We start from the raw sequence: 24,982 nt of genomic DNA on the forward strand, positions 1-24,982 counted from the left end.
CCTGCCCATCAGATCACACCGGCGATCATGAGGACACCGATGGTGGCGCAGACGCCCGCGACGACGGCGCCAGACAGAACCAGACCCAACGTGAGCGGCGTAAATCGCGTGCGCCCGGTGTCGTGATCGCCGAGCAGGGTGCCCTCGCGGGTCTCGGATGCCGGGTTGCGAGGGTTGCGCCTGGCGCCAGGGCGCAGGGTGGGGATAATGACATCGGAGATGACAGCGCCGCGAGCTTCGTGGTTGTCAAAGTCCACCGGTGCACCAGCGGATGCCCAGGCTTCGTCGGCTACCTCCAGCGCGGTGAGGGGCAGCCCGAGGTCCCGCTCCACGCGCTGCAGGTCGTGGGCACATTCGAGCATGCTCGTTTGGCGCGCCGCGGGGTCACGACTCATCATGCGGGCGAGGGCCCTATCGAGGGAGGCGGGAGCATCCGCTCGCCCGATGCTGGTGTATTTCGCTCGGCCAATGCGCTGTTTCAGTTGCACGCGCGACCCGTTGGACCCCGCGGGCAGTTCGAACGGCGCCCTGTCGGCCAGAAGCGAGTAGATGGTGGCGCCGAATGACCAGACCTCGGTCGCTACCGTGCCGGTGGTGCGTTCGTCGACGACCTCGGGTGCGCTCCAAGGCAGCGACATGGCGAACAACTCGTCTCGAGCGCCGCCGGCCAGGGAGGCGGCGATGCCGAAGTCGCCGAGCACCGGCCCTCCGAAGGTGGTGGTGAGAATGTTGGACGGCTTGATGTCGCGGTGCAGCACCTTGGAGCGATGCGCCGTCTCAAGGGCACAGGCGATGCGCACGGCGACGCTCAGCACGGTCGTTATCGGAAGCGGTTCCGCACGTTCGCGAGAGGAATAGGAGCCGGGGCAGAATTCCATGACCAGGTACGGGCGGCCATCGGCAGAGATGCTGGCGTTATACACGGTGAGAATGGACGGATGCGAACTGAGCCGCGCCATGACATCGGCTTCGGCGTTGAATGAGCGCAACACGTCGTCGTCGACGATGTCCTGCAGCAGCACTTTGACCGCAACGGAACGGCGGGGCATGTTCTGTTCGAATAAAAAAACGTCGGCAAATCCGCCGGTACCGAGGGGGCGCACGTAGGTGTAGCCCGACAAAACGGGCGGAGCAGAAGGAAGCCGCCTACCCATCGTTCCCCCGACCTGCATTGTTTCTATGGTGCGTCTTTGTGTTGGCTCGCAAAGACTCAGCTGGTCTCGAGATCAAGCTTAACGATGCCGCCCGACCCCATGGCCGATCGGGGCATGTGGTACACCCCCAAAATGGGGGTGCACCCGCTCTGGTTGAGACTTTATCTCTGCGTAGTTGGCCCGCAAATTAACGGTGCTTCGTTCCCGTTGGCGCAGGCCAAAGCAACCGCGCGTTGCTTCGGGGCGCTCGTGGACCCAACGTTAAAATATCGTTCGGCGCATGTGCCCTGGCCGCGGTCACGGATGTCACCGCCCTCCGCACCGCCGAGCACGACGCATCCGCCTCCCGTGCCCGGTTCGAGGCAGCTTTCGAGTCCTCTCCCCCGGGAATGGCCATGGTCTGACCGCTCTGCCCAACCGACTCCTTTGCTCAATCGACGCCAGCATCGGTGTCGTCTTCGGCACAGGCACCGCCGATGCTGAAGCGCTGCTGCGTGACGCCGACCAGGCCATGTACCTGGCAAAAAACAGGGCCCCGGTGAGTTCAGAATCTTCGACGAACACGAGCGCGGTGTCACTGCGCGGCGGCTCTGCCGCGAGTTGAACGAAAGCGAGGTGGTCGAGGCTATGGATTCTGCCGCCGCGAGTCTTCAGGAACTCCGCGAGCTAGGGGTGCGCTGGGCTATCGATGATTTCGGTACCGGGTATTCATCCTTCACTCAATTGCGCACATTTACCTTCGACTGGCTCAAGATCGATATGACATCCATCCGCGGCATCGAAAAGTCCAGCCGTGATCGCGGCATGGTGGAAGGAATCCTCAGGCTGGCCGATGCGCTCCACCTCGATGTCGTCGCCGAAGGTATCGAGACGGAGGGTCAGCGCGATCTATTGCGCGAGATGGGCTGCCGGTACGGCCAGGGTTATTACTTCGCCCGGCCATCACCCGCTGCCCAGCCCACCCTCGTCTCGCACACGTGACGGCCGCTGTAACCTCAGCCCGCGTTGAGAAGCACGTAGACGATCCCCGCGATTTGGCCCGTCACCCGGTTGGGAGTATCAGCACTGGGCATACCCGAGCTGAACGAGGTAACCGTCATCAGGCGCTGTGCGTTTTGCACGCCGTCAAGAAATTCCAGCACGGCATCGAAACCGCCGGCGACGGAGATCGTGACCGGCACGGCAATGAAATTCTCGGCGGTCACCAGCGGGCTCGGCGCCGCTGAACCAGCGCCGTCGGTGCCCGGCGCGGTCGAGTCCGGCGCGCTCGCGTCGGGCACGACCGGCAGGTAAGGCATCGCGTCGGCCGACGAGAACTCAGTCACAGTGACCGACGTGCGACCGGCGATAGCATCGAGCTGGCCGATAAAAGCGGGAAGGGCCGCGCCCTCCGGGATTGCTGCCCGCAATACCGCAAGTTCGTCCTGCACTGTTTCCAGGCCGTCGAATTGACGCTGCAGGGCCGCGAGCTGCAGCTCGTAGACCTCGTTCTGGGCGAGGGCTGCGGTTCGGGTCGCGCGGGTGGCGCTCACCTCTTCCAGCTTGGGCGATATCCCGAGGGTGAACCCGGCCAGCACGACGAGCGCGATGATGAGCATCGCCCCGACCAGCCACCACTTCGTCGTCGTCACTGGCTGACCTCCGCTTCTGCGAATCGGTTGGAGAACGCCTCGGCGTTGACGTGCAGGGTGAGACTGACCTCATACGCACCGGAGTCGAGCATCGTCACCCGGGTCGGGGCGCTGTCGGCGTATCCGGGCAGGGTCGCCATCGCCTCGAGCCAAACGGGAACACTGGGCAGGGTCGGACTGGTCAGGGTGAGGCTGATCGTCGCCACCCGGATCGGCTGAAGCGGCACGGTCGCCTGCACGTACGGCACCCACGGCGAACCCGCATCGAGAACCACGGCGCCGATCACGACGTCACCGGGCAGGCGAACGCGAATCTGCTGAAGGTAGGCATTCCAGTCGACGTCAACGGATGCCGCCAGCCGACGGGCCTCGACCGTCACGTCGACTTCCTCCTGCGCCCGACGCACCTCGATGTACTCGCCCTGCGCCGCCAAAAGTTCGGTCGTGCGTGCCTGCACGACGGCGAGGCTGGCCTGGCTGCGCTCGGCTTCCCAGGTAGCGGCCGCGATGCCGGCGCCCGTGACGAGCATGACCGCGACGACCGCGACGGCAAGGCCTCGCCGCAGCCGGCGCCCTTTGTGTTCCGCCGTGATTTCGGGCGGCAGCAGGTCAACCCGGGGGTCACCGCCGATGACCGGGTCGTGATCGGTGTTCTGGGCGCTCATGACGTACGTCCCAATGCGAGACCGAGCGCGACGAGATAGTCGCCGCCCGAATTCGCCAGCCGCTCGGCGTCGACTCCCCGACCAACGGCGAGGCCACCGGTCGGGTTCGGCGGTGCGACCGGCAATCGGGTGAGTTCGGCGAGTTGCGCGGCAAACCCGCCCAGCCGTGCTCCACCCCCGGTGAGAACGATACGGGTCACGGGCAGGTCGCTCCGGGTGTGGATGAAGTAGTTCACGGTGTTACGCAGGCTGGCGAGCAGTTCACTCACGCCCTCGTGAATGACGAGCGCGGCAGTCGCCGCGATATCGGGCGGCTCGGCGGCATCCGCTGACCTGCCCGGGAGCGACCCACTTGAGCCGATGCTGGAGGCGCGTTTAAGGGCCTCCGCTTGATCGACGGGCAGGTCGAGCCGCGCTGTGAGCGCCTGGGTGAGGTCGTCACCGCCGGCTGGAATGAGCCGCACGAACTGGGGCACTCCGCACGCGGTGATCACGATGCTGGTGGTACCGGCTCCGACGTCGATCTGCGCAACCACATCGTCGGCGGGGCGGCCCCGACGAATGGCACGGCTGAGGGCGAACGGAATCAAATCGACCGCGACCGGGTTGAGCCCGGCCAACTGCACCGCCCGAACGTTTCGCAAAACCACTTCCTTGACCGCGGCGATCAGCAGTCCGTTGAGCTGCGGCCCCGACGGGCCATCGCCGGGAACGGCCTTGATCGGGTAAAAGTCCAGCAGGGCCTCAGACACCGGAACGGAAAGCAGATCCTGCACCTGAAACGGCAACGACTCACGGATGCCGCGAATCGACTGCGCCGGAACGGTCAGATCTCGAGCAACCACCCGATGGTTTCCCATGCCGATGACGACATTCTTGCTGGTGAATTTGCCACCCGCCCACAACCGTTTCAGCTGCGAGGCGACCGTGTTGGGCTCGAGTACCTCGCCGCGTCCCACGGCGCCGTCGGGCAACGCCTCCTCATGGAATCGCACAATGGTCGGCTGCTCCCGATCAGCATCGGCCAGTTCGACCGCCCGCAGCGAAGCCCGCCCAATGTCGATGCCGACGACGTGGCGCGTCATGGTGTTCTATCCATCACTCAGGTCCCTCATTGACGTCATGTTTCCCAGCCGGGGAACGGTGCCAGCCGAGCCGCCGACGGTCACCGTGCCCGTGTCGAGGTCGATTCCCGGCAGGCCGAGCGGCGCAGATTCGAACCGGGTGTTGTTCTTGAAGTCGTTGGCCCCGTTCGCATAGAGCTGGCCGCGCCACTCGAAATTATTCATGGCGTTGAACCGGCAGGGTGTGTAGGTCATGGCGTCGAGTGTGGGCGCTACCGTGAAACTGTTCTTCATCAAGAAGTCGCCCTGCGACGCGCCGCAGGTGGGCAGACTGTCGGCCACCAGGTCGGGCGTGATGAACCAGACTTTGTGTCGAGACGTCGACGAGGACTGAAAATGCACGTTGTTGACGAAGGTGAATTTATTGGCGAATATCACGACATCGGAGGTGAGCTTTACCGTGCCGACGGCCGTGACACCGGAGGCACACGCAGCCAGAGCGTTGATAATGACCGGTTTGCCACCGTTCGCGGTCGCAGCCAGAGTGCTCGCGTCGATGGTGCAGCTAGCACCGATTGACGAAACCTTATAGGGCACTCCGCTGGCGTCGATCCAGTCGCCCGGTGTGTAATTGAGATCGACCCAGGGCGGCACCGTGGGAATCGGTGTTCCGACGGTATAGCGCGTGTAGACGCCGCCGATCCTGCTGGCCCGTTGGGCCGCCGTCAGGTTCACGCTCGCCGCGGTGAGGTTGCCCGTTACGGCGCCGAGTGTCGCGGCGCCGGTGGCCCACGCGTTACCCTCGATGGAGCATCCGCCGATATTGAGGCTGCCGGCCGAAACGACTACATCACCCTCGATCACCGTGTTATTGGAGCACGATACGTTTCCGTTCTTTACCTGGATGGCTGCCCGACCTGACTCGGCCACGAGCAGGTCGGCATTGTTCATGAACACGACCCCGCCATAGAGGTACATGGCCGCGCCGCTTGGCTGCACGCCCGGGGGCACGGCTGACTCGTACTCGAAGATCGCCTCGACCCGGGCTCTATCCGACGCCGCCCCGGTCAACGAGCTGCCGGTCGACTCAACGCGCAAGCGCACAGCCGCGACGCCGGCAGCGGGGCAGCCCGCCACCCAGACGTTGTCGGTCGAGCTCAGGGAATATGCCACCTCGGCTGTGAATTGCGGTGAGGATCGCGAGTAGCTTGGCAGGCAGGTGCCTTGGGTCAAACTAAGCTCGGCCGCGCTGACACCGCTTTCGGCGGCCGCCACCGATTGCACCGAGGCACGAGTGCTGCGCGTGAAATCAAGGGAGTACAGCGTGGCCGTGGTCAGGGTGAGGGTGATGACGATCATCACCCCCATGACGCCGATGACGGCCATGAGTGCGCTGCCGTCCTCACCGCTGGCACCGTCGCGTTTCACAAGCATGGTTCACCAATCGTTGCGAGTGTGCGCGGCGTCACCGTCGTGTTGACGACCACGGGTTTTTGCGCGCCGGCGTCGAGGGTGAGGGCTACGGTGATGCGGTCGTTTACCCCGCCGAAGACCGATGCACCGGTCGTGCTGACGCCGTCGCCCAACTTGATCCAGCTACCCAGATCACCAGAAACGGGTGCGGTGATGAGACTCGCCGGTGAAGTGCGCTTCGTGTACAGCGAGCCGCCGTCAATCGGCGTGTAGAACCATGCCTGGCACGACCAGACCACGGGGGTGGCGCCGCCCGCGGTTCGCGCCACCAGAAACTGGGTGTCGTCGATGCTCTGCAGCGAGACCTGCGACGCGTTACGCACCCCGACCTGCACCGAGCGACTGATCAGCTGTCCGAGGTTGGTCGCCTCGGTCGTGCTGCGCACGTCCCGTTCTGTTCCCACCGAGCTGATCAGCATGCCACCGATGATCGTGAGTACCACCACGGTAAAACTCACGTAGACAAGAAGTTCGATCAAGGTGTATCCCGAGTCCAGGGGGCGCGAAGCTGACGTCGCGCAGCAAGTCATGGCGCATCCAACAGAATGAGGGTTTCCGCGGCAGCCAGTTCGTCGTTCGACCCGACGGCCGATGCCCACACCCTCATCTGCACGACGCGTAGGTAAGGCTCGGCGCAGACGTCGGTGGACGGCAGGTTGAGCCTCAAGTGCGGTTGCAGGAAACCACGTTTCGTTTCCACCGCCGCCGGAACGCTCGCGGTGACGGCCTTGACCGCTGAGCAGCTCGACCCGGCCGCCCCGACCCGCTCCAGTTGCTGGGCAACAACCTGGGTCGCCTCGGCGATGGTCACGTTCGTGTCGGAGACGCGCACACTCTGCACGAGAATCGGTAGAAAGGCGACGGCTAAGAGTCCGATGAGGAACATGCCCACGACGATTTCGACCACTCCGAATCCACCCTCGTTGCACGGTTTCGGGTTGCGTTTCAGCGGCGTGGGCATGGTTCCCCCTTTCACCAATGGGTAACGACAGCGCGGTTACGGACCCGCGAGGAAGGCGGCGCTACAGGTGCCTTCGAGTGCGGCGCCGTTGTCATCGATGGCGAAGGAGTGATCGGAATCCTTGAATGTTCCCTTGATGCAGAAGGCGGTGGCTGACCCGGTCAGCACCACGGTGACGTCTTTGCTCTTGGTGTACGCGCTCGCGGCATCGAGGCTCGCAGGGTATCCCTTGGTGACAATCTCGGCGACAACGGCGGTCTTCGCCTGGGTGATCTGGGCCTTGACGGCGCTGTCCTTGGCGCCCTCCTGCTGGCTGAGGAAGATCGGAATCGCCACGGCGGCGAGCACGCCGATGATGAGCACGACTACGAGCAGCTCGATGAGGGTGAAGCCCTGTTGCCGCTCTCGAATCGCCGTGCGGGTGCGGGAGAGTGCGTGCAGGGTGCGGTGGATCAGGGGTCGGATCATGAGCGTGGTTTCCTTATGCTGTGGAACTGCTGCGGGCTGGGAAAAGTGGGAATATGGGAAATGTGACATTCTCACTTGCTCTGATCTTACGGTTTTCCACCCTTAATTGGGGGGTATCTCGAAAACTTATGCCAGCAATCTCAGACCGGCTATTTCACGTATTCAAAGATGCTGAACATGGGCAGATAGAGGGCGACGATCATGCCGCCGATCACCACTCCGATGAACGCGATCATCAGCGGCTCGATGAGTGCCGTGAGCTGCTCGGTGGTGGCCTGCACCTCCTGGTCGTAGAAGTCAGCAACCTTGGCGAGCATCTGCTCGAGGGCGCCCGCGTCTTCGCCGACGGCGATCATCTGCACGACCATAGGGGGAAAGATCGGCGCCTGCGCCAGCGGCCCGGCGATCGACCCGCCTTGGCGCACCGACTCGGCCACCTTGCGCAGCGCGGATTCAATCACCCAGTTTCCGCTCGTCTCGCCGACAATGGCCAGCGACTGCAAGATGGGTACGCCGGCGGCGATCATGGTCGAGAAGTTTCGGCTGAACCGCGCAATGGCGAGCTTCATGAGCAAGGGCCCGAACACCGGCAACTTGAGCTTGAACGGGTCGACCCGGCGACGAACCGCTTCGGTGTTCTTGTTGGTGCGCCACCAGAACGCAAAGGCGGCGCCGAGCACGAGCAGCAGCGGCCCCAGCCAGACCATCATTTTCGACAGCACCACGAGAAACTGGGTCGGCAGCGGCAACTCCCCGCCGAGGCCCGCGAACATCTTCTCGAACACCGGCACGATGAAGATCAGCATGCCGATTACGGCAAGCACGGCCATGATGAGCACCACGACCGGATAGGCGAGCGCCGATTTGATCGTGTCGCGCAGCTTCACCTCCGACTCGAAGTTGGCGGCCACCGAGGTGAGTGAGCTTTCAAGAAAACCGCCGGTCTCCCCGGCCCGCACGAGGTTGATCATGATTGGGGGAAACACCGTGGCATGTTTCGTCATCGCCTCGGAAAGCGACGACCCGGTCTCCACCTCGGAACGAATGGTCGCCAGAACGCGGGCAAGTTGAGGGTTCTCGGTCTGCTCCGAAAGGATGTTCAGGGTACGCAGCAGGGACAGACCGGCACTGGTCATGGTCGCCATCTGTCGGCTCATGACGGCGAGGTCCTTCAGCCCGATGCCCTTGCTGAAACCGGGTATGCGCACTTCTCGTTTCAGCCCGGTACCCACGTTGACCTCGGCCACCGAGATCGGCGCGAGCCCCATGCCGCGCAGGCGCTGCATTGCGGCGTTCTCGGAGGCGGCATCCAGTCGACCGGTGACGATTTTGCCGACCGCGGTGCGGCCCTTGTACGCGAAAACACCACTGGCGGTCATTGCTGTTCCCGGTTGGAGTACGAGTCGCCAAAGTCGATGCCGTCAAACCCCGACGGCCCGGCGGCGAGGTCGCTGCTGTCCGATTTGCGAATCAGTTGGGCGAGGCTTTCCTGGTCCTGCGCTTTGTCTTCAGCAGCCTTGCGGGTGATCGACCCGGTGTTGACGAGATCGGCGAGGTGCTGGTCCATAGTGTGCATACCCAGGGCTCGTCCGGCCTGCATGGCTGAGGCGATCTGGTAGGTCTTGCCCTCGCGAATGAGGTTGGCGACGGCCGGCGTGACGATGAGAATTTCGGTCGCGACGACCCGGCCACCGCCGACCTTCTTCACCAGGGTCTGGCAGACGACGCCCTGCAGGGTCGCAGCCAGCTGGGCCCGCACCTGCCCCTGCTGGTACGGAGGAAACACGTCGATGACCCGGTCGATGGTCTGAGCGGCGTCTTGGGTGTGCAGGGTCGCGAACACCAGGTGACCCGTCTCGGCTGCGGTCAAGGCCACCGAGACCGTCTCGAGGTCGCGCAGCTCGCCGATAAGAATCACGTCGGGGTCCTGCCGCAGCACGTGTTTGAGAGCGGATGCGAAACTGTGCGTGTCGTGGCCGACCTCACGCTGGTTGATCAGGGATTTTTGGTGCTGGTGCAGAAACTCGATCGGGTCTTCCACCGTGACGATATGGTCGGCACGGGTGCGGTTGACCAGGTCGATGAGCGCGGCCAGGGTCGTTGATTTGCCCGATCCGGTGGGACCGGTCACGAGCACCAGGCCTCGGGCCAGCTGGGCGAACTGGCCCACCGCATCGGGCACACCGAGCTCGCTGAGCTGTTTGATCTCCCCCGGAATCAGGCGAAACGCGCCGCCCACGCTTCCCCGTTGCTGAAAGTAATTCACCCGAAACCGGGCTCCCGCGGTCGTGTAGGCGAAGTCGAGCTCGAGTTCCTCTGCGAACTGGCGCCGCTGTTCGGTGGTCAGCAGGCTGAACAACGCCGTGGCGACTTTGTCACGCTTCCACACCGCGGCTCCCGCAATCGGCCGCAGCCCGCCGTCGAGGCGGATGCACGGCGGCGCACCCACCGTCACGTGTAGGTCGGAGGCGCTCTGAACGACGACCTCGCGCAGCGCCGCGACCAGCGCGGGGTCCGGCCCGACGTCGAGATCGGGGTCGTCGAGCGGCCAGCTTTTCGCAGCGACGCCCGGCAGCGTGACCGGAATCTCGTAAATTTCCTGACTCATCGTGACTGTCCTTTCGACCTAAGCGACCACTCGCAGAATTTCGTCCACCGAGGTAAACCCGAGCCCGACTTTGGCCCAGCCATCGTCCCGGAGGCTGACCATTCCCTGCTCCTGGGCGGTGTGCGCGATCTCAGCGCTCGACGCACGCGCCACGCACAGCCGTTCGATCTCTTCGGTTACCGTCATCACCTCGTGCACGGCAAGCCGCCCGCGATAGCCGGTATTGGAGCAGCTGGCGCATCCGTTCGCTTGGTAGATGACGGGCAGCGCCAACCCCGGCTCGAGCGGAAATCGCAGGTGTGCAAGCTGCTCCCGGCTCCGCAGGTCCGGAAGTTTGCAGCGTTCGCACAGGCGGCGGGCCAGGCGCTGGGCGACGACGCAGTCGAGCGCGCTGCCCACCAGAAAGGGTTCGATTCCCATTTCGGTGAGGCGCGTGATCGCGCTCGGCGCATTGTTGGTGTGCAGGGTGGAGAGCACGAGGTGGCCGGTGAGCGCTGCCTCGATAGCGATCTGGGCGGTCTCGTGGTCGCGAATCTCGCCGAGCAGAACGACATCGGGATCGCACCGCAGAATGCTGCGCAGGGCACTCGCGAAGGTGAGTCCCGCCTTCGGGTTCACCTGCACCTGGTTGATGCCGGCCATGCGGTACTCCACCGGATCTTCGACGGTGATCACGTTGATCTCCGGGCGAGCCACCGAATACAGGGTCGTGTACAGGGTCGTCGACTTGCCAGACCCGGTGGGCCCGGTCACCAGGATCATTCCGTACGGCTTCGAGTACGCCGTCTTGAAGGCGTCAAAGTTGTGGTCGAGCAGGGAGAGGTCGCGCAGGTCCATGCTCGTGGTCGAATTATCGAGGATACGCATGACGACCTTCTCGCCCCAGACCGTCGGCAGGGTGGCCACGCGCAGGTCGATCTTGCGGCCACCGTGACTGACCGACATCCGGCCGTCCTGCGGTTTGCGGCGCTCAGCGATGTCGATATCTGCCATGATTTTCAAGCGGCTGATGACGCCGTTCTGAATGCTCTTCGGTGCGCTCGGCATCTCGTGCAGAACACCGTCGATGCGGTATCGCACCCGCAGGCTGGCTTCACCGGGTTCGATGTGAATATCGCTGGCCTTGTCCTGAATGGCCTGGCTCACCAGCAAATTGACGAAGCGCACAATGGGTGCGGCATCGTCGCTCGCCTCATCGGACGCCTCAGACGCCGACTTACTCGAATCGTTCTCCTCCTCGAGTGCAGTGGTGAGGTTACTGAGTTCGTCATCGGCGCGATGAAAGCGCGCGATTGCCGCGAGCAGGTCGCTGCGTTCGGCCACCATCGGAGACACCCGCATTCGAGCGGCTTCACCGACATCGTCGAGCGCGAACACGTTACCGGGATCCACCATTGCGAGCACGAGCCGCCCGCCCTCAATTCCGATCGGCAGCACTTCGTGTCGACGACAAACCAGCGGCGACACGAGGGCGAGGGCACTCGCCTCGACCGCATACTCGAGCAGTTCGACAAATGGGAGGTTGGCCTGGGCCGCTCGCGCCTTCGCGAACTGCAGCTCGGTGATCACTCCGCTGTCGACAAGCCGCCGAACAGCGCCTTCATCGGCTGGATCCCCCGCTAACAGGGTGTCGAGAGCTTCGATCGGAAGCAGACCGTGCAGGATTAGAATCTCGGTCAGGGTTGCCACGCGGTTCTCCCCCGAACTGGTTACATGTACTCTAAAACTCGAGTATACGTCCCCCTCGCCCTCTCCCCGACCGTCCCTTTTGCGGACGGGGCCCGGGCGGCCCGGGGCGGCGCGGGGGCGGGTCTGCGGCATCCGCTCACCAGCCCGTCGAAGGTCACTTAAACGACGGATGGCCCCTGCCGAAGCAGGGGCCATCCGTGTAATGCTGCCGATCAGTTATTCGAGTTGCTAGTTGTACGTACCCGGACTCAGGTCGTCCGACGAGAAGCTGTCGAAGTCGACGAAGCTCAGGTCACCCTCATTGAACGTGGCATCTTCGGTGAAGATGCGGTTCGGGTAACGCTCAGCCTTGGCTTCCTCCGTTGCCTCGACGCTAACGTCGCGGTAGCGGGGAAGGCCGGTGCCGGCCGGGATCAACTTACCGATGATGACGTTCTCCTTGAGGCCCATCAGCGGGTCGCTCTTGCCTTCCATGGCCGCCTGGGTCAGAACCCGGGTGGTCTCCTGGAAGGAAGCGGCCGACAGCCAGGACTCGGTCGCCAGCGATGCCTTGGTGATACCCATGACCTCCTGGCGAGCGGATGCCGTCTTCTTGCCTTCGGTGAGCGCGGTGCGGTTGAGGTCGTTGTACTTCAACCGGTCAACGAGCTCGCCCGGAAGCAGCCCGGTGTCTCCGTGTTCAACGACGGTCACCTTGCGAAGCATCTGGCGAACGATGACCTCAATGTGCTTGTCGTGAATCGGTACGCCCTGCGAACGGTAGACCTCCTGCACACCGGAGACGAGGTGCTTCTGCACCGCGCGAACACCCTTGACGCGAAGAACTTCCTTCGGGTCGACGGCGCCGATGATGATCTGCTGTCCGAGGTCGACGTGCTGACCGTCCTCGACCAGGAGGGTCGAACGCTTCAGCACCGGGTAGGCGATTGCTTCGTCGCCATTGTCGGGGGTCAGGATGACCTTGCGGCCCTTGTCCGAATCCTCGATCGTAATGCGTCCGGCGGAGTCGACGATGGGTGACGCACCCTTGGGGGTACGCGCCTCGAACAGCTCCTGGACACGCGGCAGACCCTGGGTGATGTCGTCAGCGGATGCCGACCCACCCGTGTGGAAGGTACGCATGGTCAGCTGGGTGCCGGGCTCACCGATGGACTGCGCGGCGATGATACCGACGGCCTCACCGATGTCGACAAGCTGACCCGTGGCGAGCGAACGGCCGTAGCAGACCGCACACACACCGACGGCCGACTCACAGGTGAGTACCGAGCGCACCTTGATGGTTTCGACACCACCGGCAATGAGCTTGGCGATAAGCACGTCTCCGACGTCGTCTCCGGCGTCGGCGATGACCTCACCGGCAGCGTTGACCGCGGCTGCGGCCAGGCTGCGGGCGTAGACCGCGTTCTCGACGTTGAAGTCGACCAGAAGGCCGCCGTCTTCGTCGCGCAGGAGCGCACCGGTCGTTGCATCGGTTCCGGCGATGGGCAGTTCGAGACCCTTCGTCGTGCCGCAGTCGTCTTCGCGGATGATGACATCCTGCGAGACGTCCACGAGACGGCGGGTGAGGTATCCCGAGTCGGCGGTACGCAGAGCCGTGTCGGCCAGTCCCTTACGAGCACCGTGAGTAGCAATGAAGTACTCGGCGACGGACAGGCCTTCGCGGTAGCTCGAGATGATCGGGCGAGGGATGATCTCACCCTTCGGGTTGTTCACGAGGCCTCGCATGCCGGCGATGTTTCGCACCTGCAGCCAGTTACCACGAGCACCAGAGGTGACCATGCGGTTGATGGTGTTGTCGGCCGGGAAGTTCGCCTGCATTGCTGCGGCGACGTCTTCCGTGGCACGGGTCCAGATCTGGATAAGCTCCTGGCGACGCTCGAGGTCGGTCGTGAGACCCTTCTCGAACTGTGCCTGAACCTTGGCGGCCTGCTTCTCGTAGCCGGCGACGATCTCCTTCTTGTTTGGAGGCGTCAGGATGTCGCTGAGCGCAACGGTCACGCCGGAACGGGTTGCCCAGTAGAAACCGGCATCCTTGATCCGGTCGAGGGTTGCAGCGACCTCCACCTTGACGTACCGCTCCGCGAGGTCGTTGACAATGGTCGACATGGTGACCTTGTTGGCAACGTCTTCGAAGTACGGGTAGTCAGCCGGAAGCGCCTCGTTGAAGATGGCGCGACCAAGGCTCGTGGTGACCAGAACGGTGCCGGCAGCCTGGCCGTTGACCAGTTCGACGCCCTCGGGCTGGGTGCCCTCGGTGAAGAACTTGTCGGTCAAGCGGATGCGCACCTTGGCGTTCAGGTCGAGCGTCTTCTGGTCGAACGCGAGGATGGCCTCTGACACGGTGGAGAATGCGCGGCCTTCTCCGACCACACCTTCCTTCATCGTGGTGAGGTGGTGCAGACCGATGATCATGTCCTGGGTGGGCAGGGTCACCGGGCGGCCGTCAGAGGGCTTGAGAATGTTGTTCGAGGCGAGCATCAGGATGCGTGCCTCGGCCTGGGCCTCAACAGAAAGCGGAAGGTGGACAGCCATCTGGTCACCGTCGAAGTCGGCGTTGAACGCCGCGCAGACGAGCGGGTGCAGCTGGATTGCCTTACCTTCAACGAGCTGAGGCTCGAAGGCCTGGATACCCAGGCGGTGCAGGGTGGGTGCACGGTTGAGCATGACAGGGCGCTCGCGGATGATCTCCTCGAGCACGTCCCAGACCTGCGGGCGGCTCCTCTCGACCATGCGCTTGGCGGCCTTGATGTTCTGAGCGTGGCTCAGATCGATCAGGCGCTTGATCACGAACGGCTTGAACAGCTCGAGTGCCATCTGCTTGGGCAGACCACACTGGTGCAGCTTGAGCTGCGGGCCGACCACGATGACCGAACGGCCCGAGTAGTCCACGCGCTTGCCGAGCAGGTTCTGACGGAACCGACCCTGCTTTCCCTTGAGCATGTCGCTCAGGGACTTCAAGGCGCGGTTACCGGTACCGGTGACCGGGCGACCGCGACGACCGTTGTCGAACAGTGCGTCGACGGCTTCCTGCAGCATCCGCTTTTCGTTGTTCACGATGATCTCGGGAGCACCGAGGTCAAGCAGACGACGCAGGCGGTTGTTGCGGTTGATCACACGACGGTAGAGGTCGTTCAGGTCGCTTGTGGCGAAACGGCCACCGTCGAGCTGCACCATCGGGCGCAGTTCCGGCGGGAGCACGGGTACGACGTCGAGCACCATTCCGGCCGGCGAGTTGCCGGTCATGATGAACGCGTTCACCACGCGCAAACGCTTGATGGCACGGATCTTCTTCTGACCCTTGCCCTCGGCGATCTGCAGGTGCAGGTTTTCGCTCTCGGTGACCAGGTCGAAGGCCTCAAGACGCTTCTTGATGGCTTCGGCGCCCATGTAGGCCTCGAAGTACATGCCGAAACGGTCCTGGAGCTCGTGGAAGACGGAATCTTCCGGCTTCAGGTCGCCGACCTTGAGGGTGCGGAAATCTTCCCACACGCGTTCGAGGTGAGCGATCTGCTCGTCCAGGGACTTGCGAACCTGGCCCATTTCCTTTTCGGCGGCGTCTTTCGTGCGCTTCTTCTGGTCGCTCTTGGCGCCTTCGGCCTCCAGTGCTGCGAGGTCGGTTTCGAGGCGCTGCAGGCGATCAGCGATGCGCGAGTCGCGGCTGGACTCAATGGTCTTGAGTTCGAGACGCAGCTCGTTCTCGAGGCCAGGCATGTCCTGGTGGCGACCGTCTTCGTCAACCGTGATGACCATGTATGCGGCGAAGTAGATGACCTTTTCGAGGTCCTTCGGAGCCATGTCCAGCAGGTAACCGAGACGCGAGGGCACACCCTTGAAGTACCAGATGTGCGTGACCGGGGCAGCAAGTTCGATGTGGCCCATGCGCTCACGGCGCACCGACGACTTCGTGACCTCTACACCGCAACGCTCGCAGACGATGCCTTTGAAGCGAACACGCTTGTACTTGCCGCACGAGCATTCCCAGTCCCGTGAGGGTCCGAAGATCTGTTCACCGAACAAGCCGTCTTTTTCCGGCTTGAGCGTGCGGTAGTTGATGGTTTCGGGCTTCTTGACCTCACCGTGCGACCAACGACGGATGTCGTCAGCGGTAGCCAGGCCAATACGAAGCTCGTCAAATGTTGTTACGTCGAGCAATTTCTCTCCTTGGAAAGTTTTCGAAGTTTCTTTGGTCCGGGCTTAGATGTCGTCGATGGACGACGACTCAAACCGGGTGGAAATGTTGATGCCGAGCTCTTCCGCAGCACGGAACACCTCGTCGTCCGTGTCGCGCAGGCTGACTGCGGTGCCATCGGCCGAGAGCACCTCGACGTTCAAGCACAGCGACTGCATTTCCTTGATAAGAACCTTGAAGCTCTCGGGAATACCGGGTTCCTGGATGTTCTCACCCTTGACGATGGCTTCGTACACCTTGACGCGGCCGAGGATATCGTCAGATTTGATGGTCAGGAGTTCCTGCAGGGCGTAAGCGGCTCCGTATGCTTCGAGCGCCCACACCTCCATCTCACCGAAACGCTGTCCACCGAACTGCGCCTTACCACCCAGCGGCTGCTGCGTGATCATGGAGTACGGGCCGGTCGAACGAGCGTGGATCTTGTCGTCGACGAGGTGGTGGAGCTTCAGGATGTACATGTATCCAACGGACACCGGCATCGGGAACGGCTCGCCGGAGCGGCCGTCGAAGAGCTGGGTCTTTCCGGTGGAACCGATGAGGCGTTCGCCGTCGCGGGTCAGAGTCGTGGAGTCCAGAAGACCCTCGATCTCGATCTCGAGCGCACCGTCGAATACCGGGGTGGCGACCTTCGTGCCGGGGGCGGCACTGAAGGCGTGCTCCGGAAGACGAGCAGCCCATTTCGGCTTACCCTCGACGTTCCAGCCCTGCTTCGCAATCCAGCCGAGGTGTGTTTCGAGCACCTGGCCGAAGTTCATGCGACCGGGGATGCCGAGCGGGTTGAGGATGATGTCGACCGGGGTTCCGTCGGCGAGGAACGGCATGTCCTCGATCGGCAGAATGCGGGAGATGACACCCTTGTTGCCGTGACGGCCGGCGAGCTTGTCACCCTCAGTGATCTTGCGCTTCTGGGCGATGAACACGACCACGCGCTGGTTGACGCCCGAGCCGAGCTCGTCGTCGCCGTCCTGCGAGTCGAACACCTTGACACCGATGATGGTGCCGCGCTCACCGTGGGGAACCTTCAAGCTCGTGTCGCGAACTTCGCGACTCTTCTCGTTGAAGATGGCGCGCAGCAGACGCTCCTCGGCAGAGAGCTCGGTCTCGCCCTTGGGCGTGACCTTGCCGACGAGGATGTCGCCGGGGCGAACCTCGGCTCCGATGCGAATGATGCCACGCTCGTCGAGGTCGGCGAGGAAGTCCGGAGACACGTTGGGAAGGTCGCGAGTGATCTCTTCCTTACCCAGCTTGGTGTCGCGGGCATCCACTTCGTACTCTTCGATGTGAATCGAGGAGAGGGTGTCGTCTTTCACCAGGTTCTGGCTCAGGATGATCGCGTCCTCGAAGTTGTAGCCTTCCCACGGCATGAATGCCACGAGCAGGTTTTTTCCGAGGGCAAGCTCGCCCTGGTCGGTGGCGGGTCCGTCGGCGATGACCTCGCCGGCTTCGATGCGCTCACCGGCGTTGACGATCACGCGGTGGTTGAAGCTCGTGCCCTGGTTGGAGCGGCTGAACTTGCGCAGGTAGTAGTCCTGCGTGCCGCCCTCATCGAGCTGAATGGTGACGACGTCGGCCGACACCTCGGAGACCACACCGGGCTTGGCTGCGGTGAGCACGTCGCCGGCGTCGATGGCCGTGTAGACCTCCATGCCGGTTCCGACGAGCGGGCTGTCGGAAAGGAGCAGCGGTACCGCCTGACGCTGCATGTTGGCACCCATGAGCGCGCGGTTTGCATCGTCGTGCTCGAGAAACGGGATGAGGCTGGTCGCGACCGACACCATCTGGCGCGGCGAGACATCCATGTAGCCGATGTCTTCAGCGGGAACGAGGTCGACCTCGCCACCCTTCTTACGAGCAAGCACGCGGGCCTCGGCAAAGTGCGAGTCCTTCGTGAGCGGCGCGTTGGCCTGGGCGACGATGAAGTCGTCCTCTTCGCTCGCGGTGAGGTAGTCGATCGTCTCGGTGACCTTGTTATTGAGCACACGACGGTACGGCGTCTCGATGAAGCCAAACGCATTGATCTGCGCGAACGAGGCGAGCGAACCGATCAGGCCGATGTTCGGGCCTTCCGGGGTCTCAATGGGGCACATGCGGCCGTAGTGCGAGGGGTGAACGTCTCGCACTTCGACGCCGGCGCGGTCACGGGACAGACCACCCGGGCCCAGCGCGCTGAGGCGACGCTTATGCGTGAGGCCTGCGAGTGGGTTGTTCTGGTCCATGAACTGCGAGAGCTGCGACGTACCGAAGAACTCCTTGATCGCGGCGACGACGGGGCGCACGTTGATCAGGGTCTGCGGGGTGATCGCTTCGATGTCCTGCGTGGTCATCCGCTCGCGAACAACGCGCTCCATCCGGGACAGGCCGGTGCGCACCTGGTTCTGGATGAGCTCGCCAACGGCACGGATCCGACGGTTACCAAAGTGGTCGATGTCGTCGATGTCGATGTTGATGTCGGTCATCTTGCCGTCGCGCAGGCCCGGAAGGGTGGTCTGGTTGTCGTGCAGGGCGACGAGGTACTTGATCGTGGCCAGGATGTCCTGGAGCGTCAGTACGGAGTCACTCAGCGGGGCTTCGAGGCCGAGCTTGCGGTTGATCTTGTAACGACCAACCTTGGCCAGGTCGTAGCGCTTGGAGTTGAAGAAGAAGTTGTCGAGCAGCGCACGCGCAGCCTCGGCGGCAACCTGCTCGCCGGGACGAAGCTTGCGGTAGATGTCCTTGAGGGCTTCTTCCTTGGTGAGGATGTTGTCCTTCTCGAGGGTGAGCTCGATGGACGCGTAGCCCTTGAACTCTTCGAGGATCTCCTCGGAAGTGAGGCCGAGAGCTTTCAAGAACACGGTCACGGACTGCTTGCGCTTGCGGTCGATGCGCACGCCAACCTGGTCGCGCTTGTCGATCTCGAATTCAAGCCAGGCACCACGGCTCGGAATGACACGGGCGGAGTAAATGTCCTTGTCAGACGTTTTCTCCTGCTCGCGGTTGAAATACACTCCCGGGGAGCGCACCAGCTGCGACACGACGACACGCTCGGTGCCGTTGATCACGAAGGTACCCTTGGGGGTCATCAACGGGAAGTCGCCCATGAACACGGTCTGAGTCTTGATCTCACCGGTGAGGTGGTTCATGAACTCAGCGTTCACGTAGAGGGGTGCGGAGTAGGTCTTACCCTTTTCCTTGCACTCATCGATGGTGTACTTCTCCGGCTCGAGCTCCGGGTTGGTGAACGACAGCTGCATCGTTTCGCCGAGGTCTTCGATGGGAGAGATCTCCTCGAAGATCTCATCGAGCCCGGTGCGATTCGGCAGGTCCTGGCGTCCGGCTTTCTGGGCCTCGGCGACGCGAGCCTTCCAGATGTCGTTGCCGACGAGCCAGTCGAAGCTCTCGGTCTGCAAAGCAAGCAGATCCGGAACGTTCAAGTGGTCGCTGATCTTTGCGAACGACAGACGCTCAGCTGAGCGGCCGTTCTTGGGTGAATTGGTGGTTGCGTTGCGCGCAGCAGCCAAGGAAATAACCTCCGTGGACCCCGTCAGGTCTAGTTACTGTTATTGGTGATGACTCCGCAGACCCTCGTAAGAGGTGTGCCTCAAGGTGGCTTGAACACGCAAAGCCGACCGCAATATGAAGGCATAGTTTGTCTGGGAGCGCAAGGATCAACTATATGCCCCCTGTTGCGACATGTCCACCCCAATCTTGCGAATGTGCAAATTCTCAGGTATAACCCGTCGCACTACTCACCACAGCGCAAGAAGTATCCGCTTGGCAACCGCAAAGCGGTACTTTGTACGCTCTCGGAACGGACGGTAAGCGCAGATCGCGCGCAGCGAGGGCGCAGACTGGAACTATGAGTACTGGGCGTAAGGGTGAGGCAACGGACGAGCATCCGTCTGTCGTCTTGAAGTTAAGCGGACACACGGCGGTAATTGAACCGGATCGGTTCACCCCCGGCAGCTTTCAGCTCGTCGTCGACGGCACGCCTCAGTCGCATGTAAACATCGACCACCCCGATGAGTTGTTCTTCGAGTACATCCAGCGCATCGGGCACGTGATCGACCTGCTCGGCGACCCGCACGAGCCAATCACCGCCGTGCACCTCGGTGCGGGTGCACTGACCCTGCCACGCTACGTGGAGGCGACCCGGCCGGGCTCCCGCCAGCAGGTCGTCGAGATCGAGAGCGACCTGATCGACCTCGTGCGGCAGGTTTTGCCGTGGGACAAACGGGCCCAGCTGCGTGTGCGCCACGGCGATGCCCGCGAGGTGCTCGGCAAGCTGCCCGCCGGGCTGCACGGCGCGGTCGACCTCGTCGTGGTCGACATCTTCTCGGGGGCGCGCACCCCGAAACACGTCACAAGTCGCGAATTCTTTGCTCTTGCCGCTCCCCTGCTGTCGCCGCGCGGCGTGCTCGCCGTCAACGTCGCGGATGGCCCCGGCCTCGCGTTCGCGCGTGGCCAGGCCGCAACCCTCTCGGCCGTGTTTTCGCACGTGATCGGATTTGCCGAGACACAGGTGCTCAAGGGCCGCCGCTTCGGCAACATCGTCTTCGTCGCAGCGCATACCCCGATTGACCTCAACTGGATCCCTCGGCTGCTCGCGAACGGACCGCATCCAGCAAAGGTGATCGAGGGTGCGGAGCTGAAAGCGTTCATGGCCGGTTCACTCGTGGCGACGGATGAGACCTCCACGCAGTCGCCCCTGCCCGGTCGCACCGTCTTTCAGATCGGGCACTAGCCTGCGACCGGTTTCGCGGTCGCGGCAGTACTCTGGGGATACCACTCCTCTCCCGCGCGGCCTCGGCCGCCTTCGTCATTACAGGAACACTCCCTGAGTTTCATCATTGGTTACGATCCCATCACGCTGCGCGAAAAAGTCGACCTGCTGGCCGCCGGCGAGCGGCTCGTCGAACTCGGTAACCTGCGCAGCCTGGCCGCCCTCAATGAAAAGGTCGCACTGCTGCGCCTGGTCGGTCGGCTCGACGAAGCCTGGGAGATCGCGAATGAGGCGCTGCGCCAGTCCCGCTTCACCGGCAACCGGGAACAGGCGGTGGCCAGCCGCATCCGTCGCGCCCAGGTTTTGCAGTTTCAAGGCAAACTCGACGAGGCCGCGAGCGAACTGACCCACTGCATCCTCGATTCTGAGGTACACGAGTGGACCCGACTAGCCGCCTATGCCCGGCAGCACCGCGGCAAGGTGTACTTCGACCAGGGCAACCTCGAAGGTGCGCTTGCAGACTTCACCGCGGCCGTGTTTCTGCGCGAGAAAGACGGCGCCGATGCCGACGAACTCGACAGTTCACTGCTCGCCGTTGCGGTAGTCGAGTCGCACATCGCGGCCCGTGGGACCAGTCCCCTTCGCGCATAACTCCTGCAATTCGATGTCGGCACGTCAACCACCCGCGCAATCTCGCGGCCCCCGACGATCGGCGCCGCAAATTGCAGGAGTTATGGTGCGTCGTGGCCGGGTGCTGGCCGTCGGGCGCGTTCTACGGCATGCTGTGTTCACCACGAAGGCGAGGTGAACGGTGACTTTTCAGGCATTTGGGCGCGCGGCTGCCACCGCGTCGGCCGCCCTGCTGGTTCTGGCGCTGGCCGCGTGCAGCGCGGACGCTCCGCGCGCCACACCGATGACGTCGACACCGGCCCAACCCGCACCCAGCGCGACCGGAAACGGGACCGTGCCGGGAGACCTGACGCCGGTGCATCCGGTCGGGGAACCTGTCGTGATCGCCTCGGGACTTCAGGCTCCGTGGTCGATTCTGCGGCTGCCAGACGGCGCCACCCTCATCAGCGAACGCGACACGACCCGCGTTCGCGAATTACTTGCCGACGGCAGCCTGCGCGAGGCGGGCACGATCGAGGCAGCAGAGCCCAATGGTGAGGGAGGGCTGCTCGGCCTGGCCTTTCTGGCCGACGAAGCAGCACCCGGCGGCGCCGGCTGGGTCTATGCCTATTTCTCGACCGCAATCGACAACCGCATCGAGCGGATGCCGCTGGCCGGCGGCCCGGGCAGCCACACCCTCGGGGCGCCCACCCTCGTGCTCGATTCGATCCCGCGGGCCGGCAATCACAACGGTGGACGCATCGCCTTCGGACCGGATGGCCTGCTCTACGCGACCGCCGGGGATGCCGGAGACACCGCCAACGCCCAGAACCCCAATTCGCTCGGCGGTAAGATTCTGCGCCTAACACCGACCGGCGGCGTGCCGGACGACAACCCCTTCAACACCTTGGTGTACTCGTTCGGGCACCGGAATCCGCAGGGGCTCGCCTGGGACTCACGCGGACAGCTCTGGGCAAGCGAGTTCGGTCAGAACACCTGGGACGAGCTGAACCGCATCGTTCCCGGCGCAAACTACGGCTGGCCGCACGTTGAAGGCCAAGCCGGTGACGCGGCGTATATCGATCCCCAACAGCAGTGGCCAACCGACCAGGCCAGCCCGAGCGGTATCGCCATCGTGAACGACACCATCTTCATGGCGAGTCTGCGCGGTCAACGGCTGTGGAGCATCCCCGTCACCGGCCCGTCCTCCACAGCCGCACCCACCGAGTGGTTTGTGCACGACTATGGCCGATTGCGCGACGTGGTGTCAGGCCCTGCTGGCACACTGTGGTTTGTGAGTAATAACACGGATGGCCGGGGTTCCCCGGCGGCCGGCGACGACCGGCTCTTTCAGGTAGTGATCGGTCCCTCATGATCCACACGACACATCTCGCCGGAATGCTGGCAGCCTGATGGCCGATCTCACCCAGGTACGCCGGTGGGCCGATGCGCTCATCACGATGCACCTCGACCCCGGTTGGACCTTCGGCTTCGACAACGCCAAGAAGCGGGCCGGCCTGTGCAATTTCAGCTCGAAGCACATCACCGTCTCGCGATACCTCGCCTCCCGCTATGCCGACGACGACGTCCACCAGATTTTGTTGCACGAGGTTGCGCATGCCTTGGCCGGGCCGCGCGCCGGGCACGGGCCACGCTGGAAGAAAATGGCGTTCGACCTCGGCTACGACGGCAAGCGCACCCACGACGGCGAGATCGCCAACGAACTCGCCCCGTGGGTGGGCACGTGCCCGGCCGGCCATACTCACTTTCGGTACCGGCAGCCCACCCGGCCCCTGGCTTGTGGCCTGTGCGCCCGCCGCTTCGACCAGGCCCACGCCATCAGCTGGTTGCGGCGCGAAATCACCCCAGCCATCCGACGTCGGGCTGCGGCTTCCGCTGGACCACGGCTGCCGCCGCAGCACTGAGCGACGGACCGCGACGCCGGACAGCGACGACGGTCAGCGACGACGGACCGCGACGCCGGTCAGCGACTGACGGTTCAGTGCACGTCGTAGCGGGCGAGGGCATCGGCATCCGTTGCATGCGTCATCGCTCGACGCGCGGTGTCGAGCGCCGTCACCGGGTCGCTCTCGGCCACGGCGAGCGCGAGCTGCCGTTCGGCTTCGGCGAGGCGGGTGCGTGCGGCCGCTTGCACCCGAACCCGATTGCCGGCCACAAAGTCGCGGGTGAGCGTGATCTGGCTGCGCGCGGTGAGCAGCGCGCCGGCCAGGGCGGTGCGGGCATTGTCGAGGCGCAGCTGGCGGTTGCGCGCCTCAGAGCGGATGCTGTCCAGCCCGTTCATCGCCGCCTCAAGGGTCACGAGATCCACGGCCGGGTCGTTGAGCCGCTTGGGCTCGCGGAGCGACGCCTGTACCGCTGCGGCATCGGTAATGACGTGATTGAGCGACGCGCTCGTGTCGGATTCCTCGTGGTTATCGCGCAGGGCGCGGGCTTCGGCGAGTTCCGAGCTGGCAGCATCCAGAGCCTTTTGCAGGTTGGCGAAGCCGCGATGAAGCTGGTCTTCGCCGGTTTCGATCGCATCGAGCAGTTGCGTCGCCTGGAACAGGGCGTGCTCTGCGCTCTGCAATTGCTCCCCCACCGGTTCGGACGATGCTGCTTCGAGGCGGGTGGCCGCGGCAACGGCACTCGTCCGTGCCGCTCGGAGGGCGGCGCTGGCCCGACCGACGTTGCCGCTGATCGGCGCGAGCGCCGCCGCGGAATAACTTAAGCCCAGTCGGGCGAGGGTGTTCGCGCCGCCGGCAACCCGATCGGACACCCGGTCGAGGCGTCGGTGCAGTTCATCGATCTGCTGTGGGGCGTTGCGTTCAACGCCGCGTTTGGCGGTGAAATTTCGAGCCTGGTTGCCCAGTCGGGTGGTCGCCTCATCGGCGAGTTGAACAATCTGCTGGTTCCAGCGGGTGCGTTCTTGAGCGGAATCCGGCACGGCGTCGTCGAGTTTCTGCTGCAGCGCGAAGGCATCGCTGAGCTGGAGCTTCGACGTCGCAAGCGCCGCCGCGAACTCCCGCGTCGCCGATTCGCCGAACTGGGCGATGGCGAAACTGAGTTCGTCGGTGGCGTCCTGCACCAGGTCGTCGGCGCGCACAAGGCTGCTGGACGCACTGCGCTCCAGCTCGGTGGCGGCCGCACTCACCTGCCCGAGCCTGGCTCGCGTGCGCCGGCGCGACACGCCCACAAGCGCCCAGACTCCGGCCACGACGAGGCCGATAACGATGACCGAGGGTACCCACCAGAGATCGCCATTCATGCGCTTGAGTCTAATAAAAAATTACTGACCAAACGCCCTACCGGTCGTCGGCGGAGGGTCGCCGCATCTGCTGCCGGATCATCTCGAAGTCGTGCCGCGAGATCTCGAGCACGCCTCGCCGCAGCTGGAAACCCCAGTTGGGATTGCCCTGGGTCAATTGCAGCACCGACAACAGCGGGCGGATGCTCGTGGGCCAGGCATCCAGGTCGTAGTCGGCCCGGCGGCGCCAGGGTCGCCAGGAGCTGCCGGGGTCTCCTACCTGGTAAGCGTAGGCATCCGCTATGCGACCGATCGCGGTGAACTCCTTGAGTGGATCGCCCTCGATAGCGGTCTTGGGTGAGTAGTAGACGATGCCGTCGGCCTCACCCATCTGCGCGATCACGTCGCCGGCGCCGCGGTTGGCGCGTGCAATGCCCAAATCGACCCCGCGCAGCACGTGCTCGCGGTGTACAACGCCGAGCCAGAACCGAATTGCCACCTTTCATTTGTACTGCATTTAGTTGTGTC

21 protein-coding genes are annotated in these 24,982 nt (G+C 63.8%); 5 read left to right on the top strand and 16 right to left on the bottom strand.

All coding sequences use genetic code 11. The features are described 5' to 3' along the window. Window positions 1–8 precede the first annotated feature (8 nt). Window positions 9–1,172: a serine/threonine-protein kinase gene (locus tag E3T51_RS09880; protein WP_241989251.1), complete on the bottom strand. Its 1,164-nt coding sequence runs from the start codon at window positions 1,170–1,172 to the stop codon at window positions 9–11. Window positions 1,173–1,703: 531 nt separating this feature from the next. Here E3T51_RS09880 and E3T51_RS09885 point away from each other — a divergent pair. Continuing rightward, the gene (locus tag E3T51_RS09885; protein WP_134529680.1) at window positions 1,704–2,135 is read left to right on the top strand and encodes an EAL domain-containing protein; all 432 of its coding nucleotides are present in this window, start codon (window positions 1,704–1,706) and stop codon (window positions 2,133–2,135) included. A gap of 14 nt (window positions 2,136–2,149) precedes the next feature. On the opposite strand, the gene E3T51_RS09890 is transcribed toward E3T51_RS09885, so the two are convergent. The 12 genes from E3T51_RS09890 to rpoB form a co-directional block, all read right to left on the bottom strand. Next, on the bottom strand, window positions 2,150–2,785 hold the full coding sequence (locus E3T51_RS09890; RefSeq protein ID WP_134529681.1) for a type IV pilus inner membrane component PilO: 636 nt from the start codon (window positions 2,783–2,785) through the stop codon (window positions 2,150–2,152). Then, window positions 2,782–3,450: a hypothetical protein gene (locus E3T51_RS09895; protein ID WP_134529682.1), complete on the bottom strand. Its 669-nt coding sequence runs from the start codon at window positions 3,448–3,450 to the stop codon at window positions 2,782–2,784. The genes E3T51_RS09890 and E3T51_RS09895 overlap by 4 nt, the downstream gene beginning before the upstream one ends. Next, window positions 3,447–4,535, bottom strand: coding sequence for a type IV pilus assembly protein PilM (pilM, locus tag E3T51_RS09900; RefSeq protein ID WP_134529683.1), 1,089 nt, complete (start codon window positions 4,533–4,535; stop codon window positions 3,447–3,449). Before pilM ends, E3T51_RS09895 begins: the two co-directional genes overlap by 4 nt. 6 nt (window positions 4,536–4,541) lie before the next feature. Further along, window positions 4,542–5,948: a polymer-forming cytoskeletal protein gene (locus tag E3T51_RS09905; RefSeq protein ID WP_134529684.1), complete on the bottom strand. Its 1,407-nt coding sequence runs from the start codon at window positions 5,946–5,948 to the stop codon at window positions 4,542–4,544. Beyond that, the gene (locus tag E3T51_RS09910; RefSeq protein ID WP_134529685.1) at window positions 5,939–6,466 is read right to left on the bottom strand and encodes a hypothetical protein; all 528 of its coding nucleotides are present in this window, start codon (window positions 6,464–6,466) and stop codon (window positions 5,939–5,941) included. Before E3T51_RS09910 ends, E3T51_RS09905 begins: the two co-directional genes overlap by 10 nt. A 47-nt stretch (window positions 6,467–6,513) precedes the next feature. Next, window positions 6,514–6,948 (bottom strand): type II secretion system protein, encoded by a 435-nt coding sequence (locus E3T51_RS09915; RefSeq protein WP_134529686.1) that lies wholly within the window; start codon window positions 6,946–6,948, stop codon window positions 6,514–6,516. 36 nt (window positions 6,949–6,984) lie between these two features. Further along, window positions 6,985–7,416, bottom strand: coding sequence for a type IV pilin protein (locus tag E3T51_RS16900; RefSeq protein WP_134529687.1), 432 nt, complete (start codon window positions 7,414–7,416; stop codon window positions 6,985–6,987). A 149-nt stretch (window positions 7,417–7,565) separates the two neighbouring features. Then, window positions 7,566–8,795 carry a type II secretion system F family protein gene (locus tag E3T51_RS09925; RefSeq protein ID WP_134529688.1) on the bottom strand — a complete coding sequence of 410 codons (1,230 nt, stop codon included), beginning with the start codon at window positions 8,793–8,795 and terminating at the stop codon, window positions 7,566–7,568. Continuing rightward, window positions 8,792–10,024 carry a type IV pilus twitching motility protein PilT gene (locus E3T51_RS09930; RefSeq protein WP_174844583.1) on the bottom strand — a complete coding sequence of 411 codons (1,233 nt, stop codon included), beginning with the start codon at window positions 10,022–10,024 and terminating at the stop codon, window positions 8,792–8,794. The genes E3T51_RS09925 and E3T51_RS09930 overlap by 4 nt, the downstream gene beginning before the upstream one ends. An 18-nt stretch (window positions 10,025–10,042) precedes the next feature. Further along, window positions 10,043–11,713: a GspE/PulE family protein gene (locus E3T51_RS09935; RefSeq protein WP_134529689.1), complete on the bottom strand. Its 1,671-nt coding sequence runs from the start codon at window positions 11,711–11,713 to the stop codon at window positions 10,043–10,045. A gap of 228 nt (window positions 11,714–11,941) precedes the next feature. Continuing rightward, window positions 11,942–15,865 carry a DNA-directed RNA polymerase subunit beta' gene (locus E3T51_RS09940; protein WP_134529690.1) on the bottom strand — a complete coding sequence of 1,308 codons (3,924 nt, stop codon included), beginning with the start codon at window positions 15,863–15,865 and terminating at the stop codon, window positions 11,942–11,944. A gap of 42 nt (window positions 15,866–15,907) precedes the next feature. Beyond that, window positions 15,908–19,399, bottom strand: coding sequence for a DNA-directed RNA polymerase subunit beta (gene rpoB / locus E3T51_RS09945; protein WP_104193447.1), 3,492 nt, complete (start codon window positions 19,397–19,399; stop codon window positions 15,908–15,910). A 338-nt stretch (window positions 19,400–19,737) separates the two neighbouring features. Here rpoB and E3T51_RS09950 point away from each other — a divergent pair, with 338 nt between their 5' ends. Next, window positions 19,738–20,622 carry a spermidine synthase gene (locus E3T51_RS09950; protein ID WP_134529691.1) on the top strand — a complete coding sequence of 295 codons (885 nt, stop codon included), beginning with the start codon at window positions 19,738–19,740 and terminating at the stop codon, window positions 20,620–20,622. Window positions 20,623–20,700: 78 nt separating this feature from the next. Here E3T51_RS09950 and E3T51_RS17135 read toward each other — a convergent pair whose 3' ends face one another. Then, complete coding sequence (locus tag E3T51_RS17135; RefSeq protein ID WP_233205994.1) at window positions 20,701–20,976, bottom strand: hypothetical protein; 276 nt, start codon at window positions 20,974–20,976, stop codon at window positions 20,701–20,703. On the opposite strand from E3T51_RS17135, the gene E3T51_RS17140 reads away from it, so the two are divergent. The 3 genes from E3T51_RS17140 (at window position 20,965) to E3T51_RS09965 (ending at window position 23,135) form a co-directional block, all read left to right on the top strand. After that, the gene (locus E3T51_RS17140; protein WP_233205995.1) at window positions 20,965–21,252 is read left to right on the top strand and encodes a hypothetical protein; all 288 of its coding nucleotides are present in this window, start codon (window positions 20,965–20,967) and stop codon (window positions 21,250–21,252) included. The two genes, E3T51_RS17135 and E3T51_RS17140, sit on opposite strands and share 12 nt — an antisense overlap. A 160-nt stretch (window positions 21,253–21,412) precedes the next feature. Further along, the gene (locus E3T51_RS09960) at window positions 21,413–22,585 is read left to right on the top strand and encodes a PQQ-dependent sugar dehydrogenase (RefSeq protein WP_241989252.1); all 1,173 of its coding nucleotides are present in this window, start codon (window positions 21,413–21,415) and stop codon (window positions 22,583–22,585) included. 37 nt (window positions 22,586–22,622) lie between these two features. Continuing rightward, window positions 22,623–23,135: a SprT-like domain-containing protein gene (locus tag E3T51_RS09965; protein WP_134529692.1), complete on the top strand. Its 513-nt coding sequence runs from the start codon at window positions 22,623–22,625 to the stop codon at window positions 23,133–23,135. 74 nt (window positions 23,136–23,209) lie between these two features. Here the strand turns inward: E3T51_RS09965 and E3T51_RS09970 are convergent, their stop codons facing one another. After that, window positions 23,210–24,475 (bottom strand): hypothetical protein, encoded by a 1,266-nt coding sequence (locus tag E3T51_RS09970; protein ID WP_134529693.1) that lies wholly within the window; start codon window positions 24,473–24,475, stop codon window positions 23,210–23,212. Between the two features lie 37 nt (window positions 24,476–24,512). Further along, on the bottom strand, window positions 24,513–24,953 hold the full coding sequence (locus E3T51_RS09975) for an EVE domain-containing protein (RefSeq protein ID WP_241989253.1): 441 nt from the start codon (window positions 24,951–24,953) through the stop codon (window positions 24,513–24,515). Window positions 24,954–24,982: the final 29 nt, after the last annotated feature.

It is taken from the genome of Cryobacterium serini, assembly GCF_004404025.1.
In the GTDB taxonomy this organism is placed as follows: Bacteria; Actinomycetota; Actinomycetes; order Actinomycetales; family Microbacteriaceae; genus Cryobacterium; species Cryobacterium serini.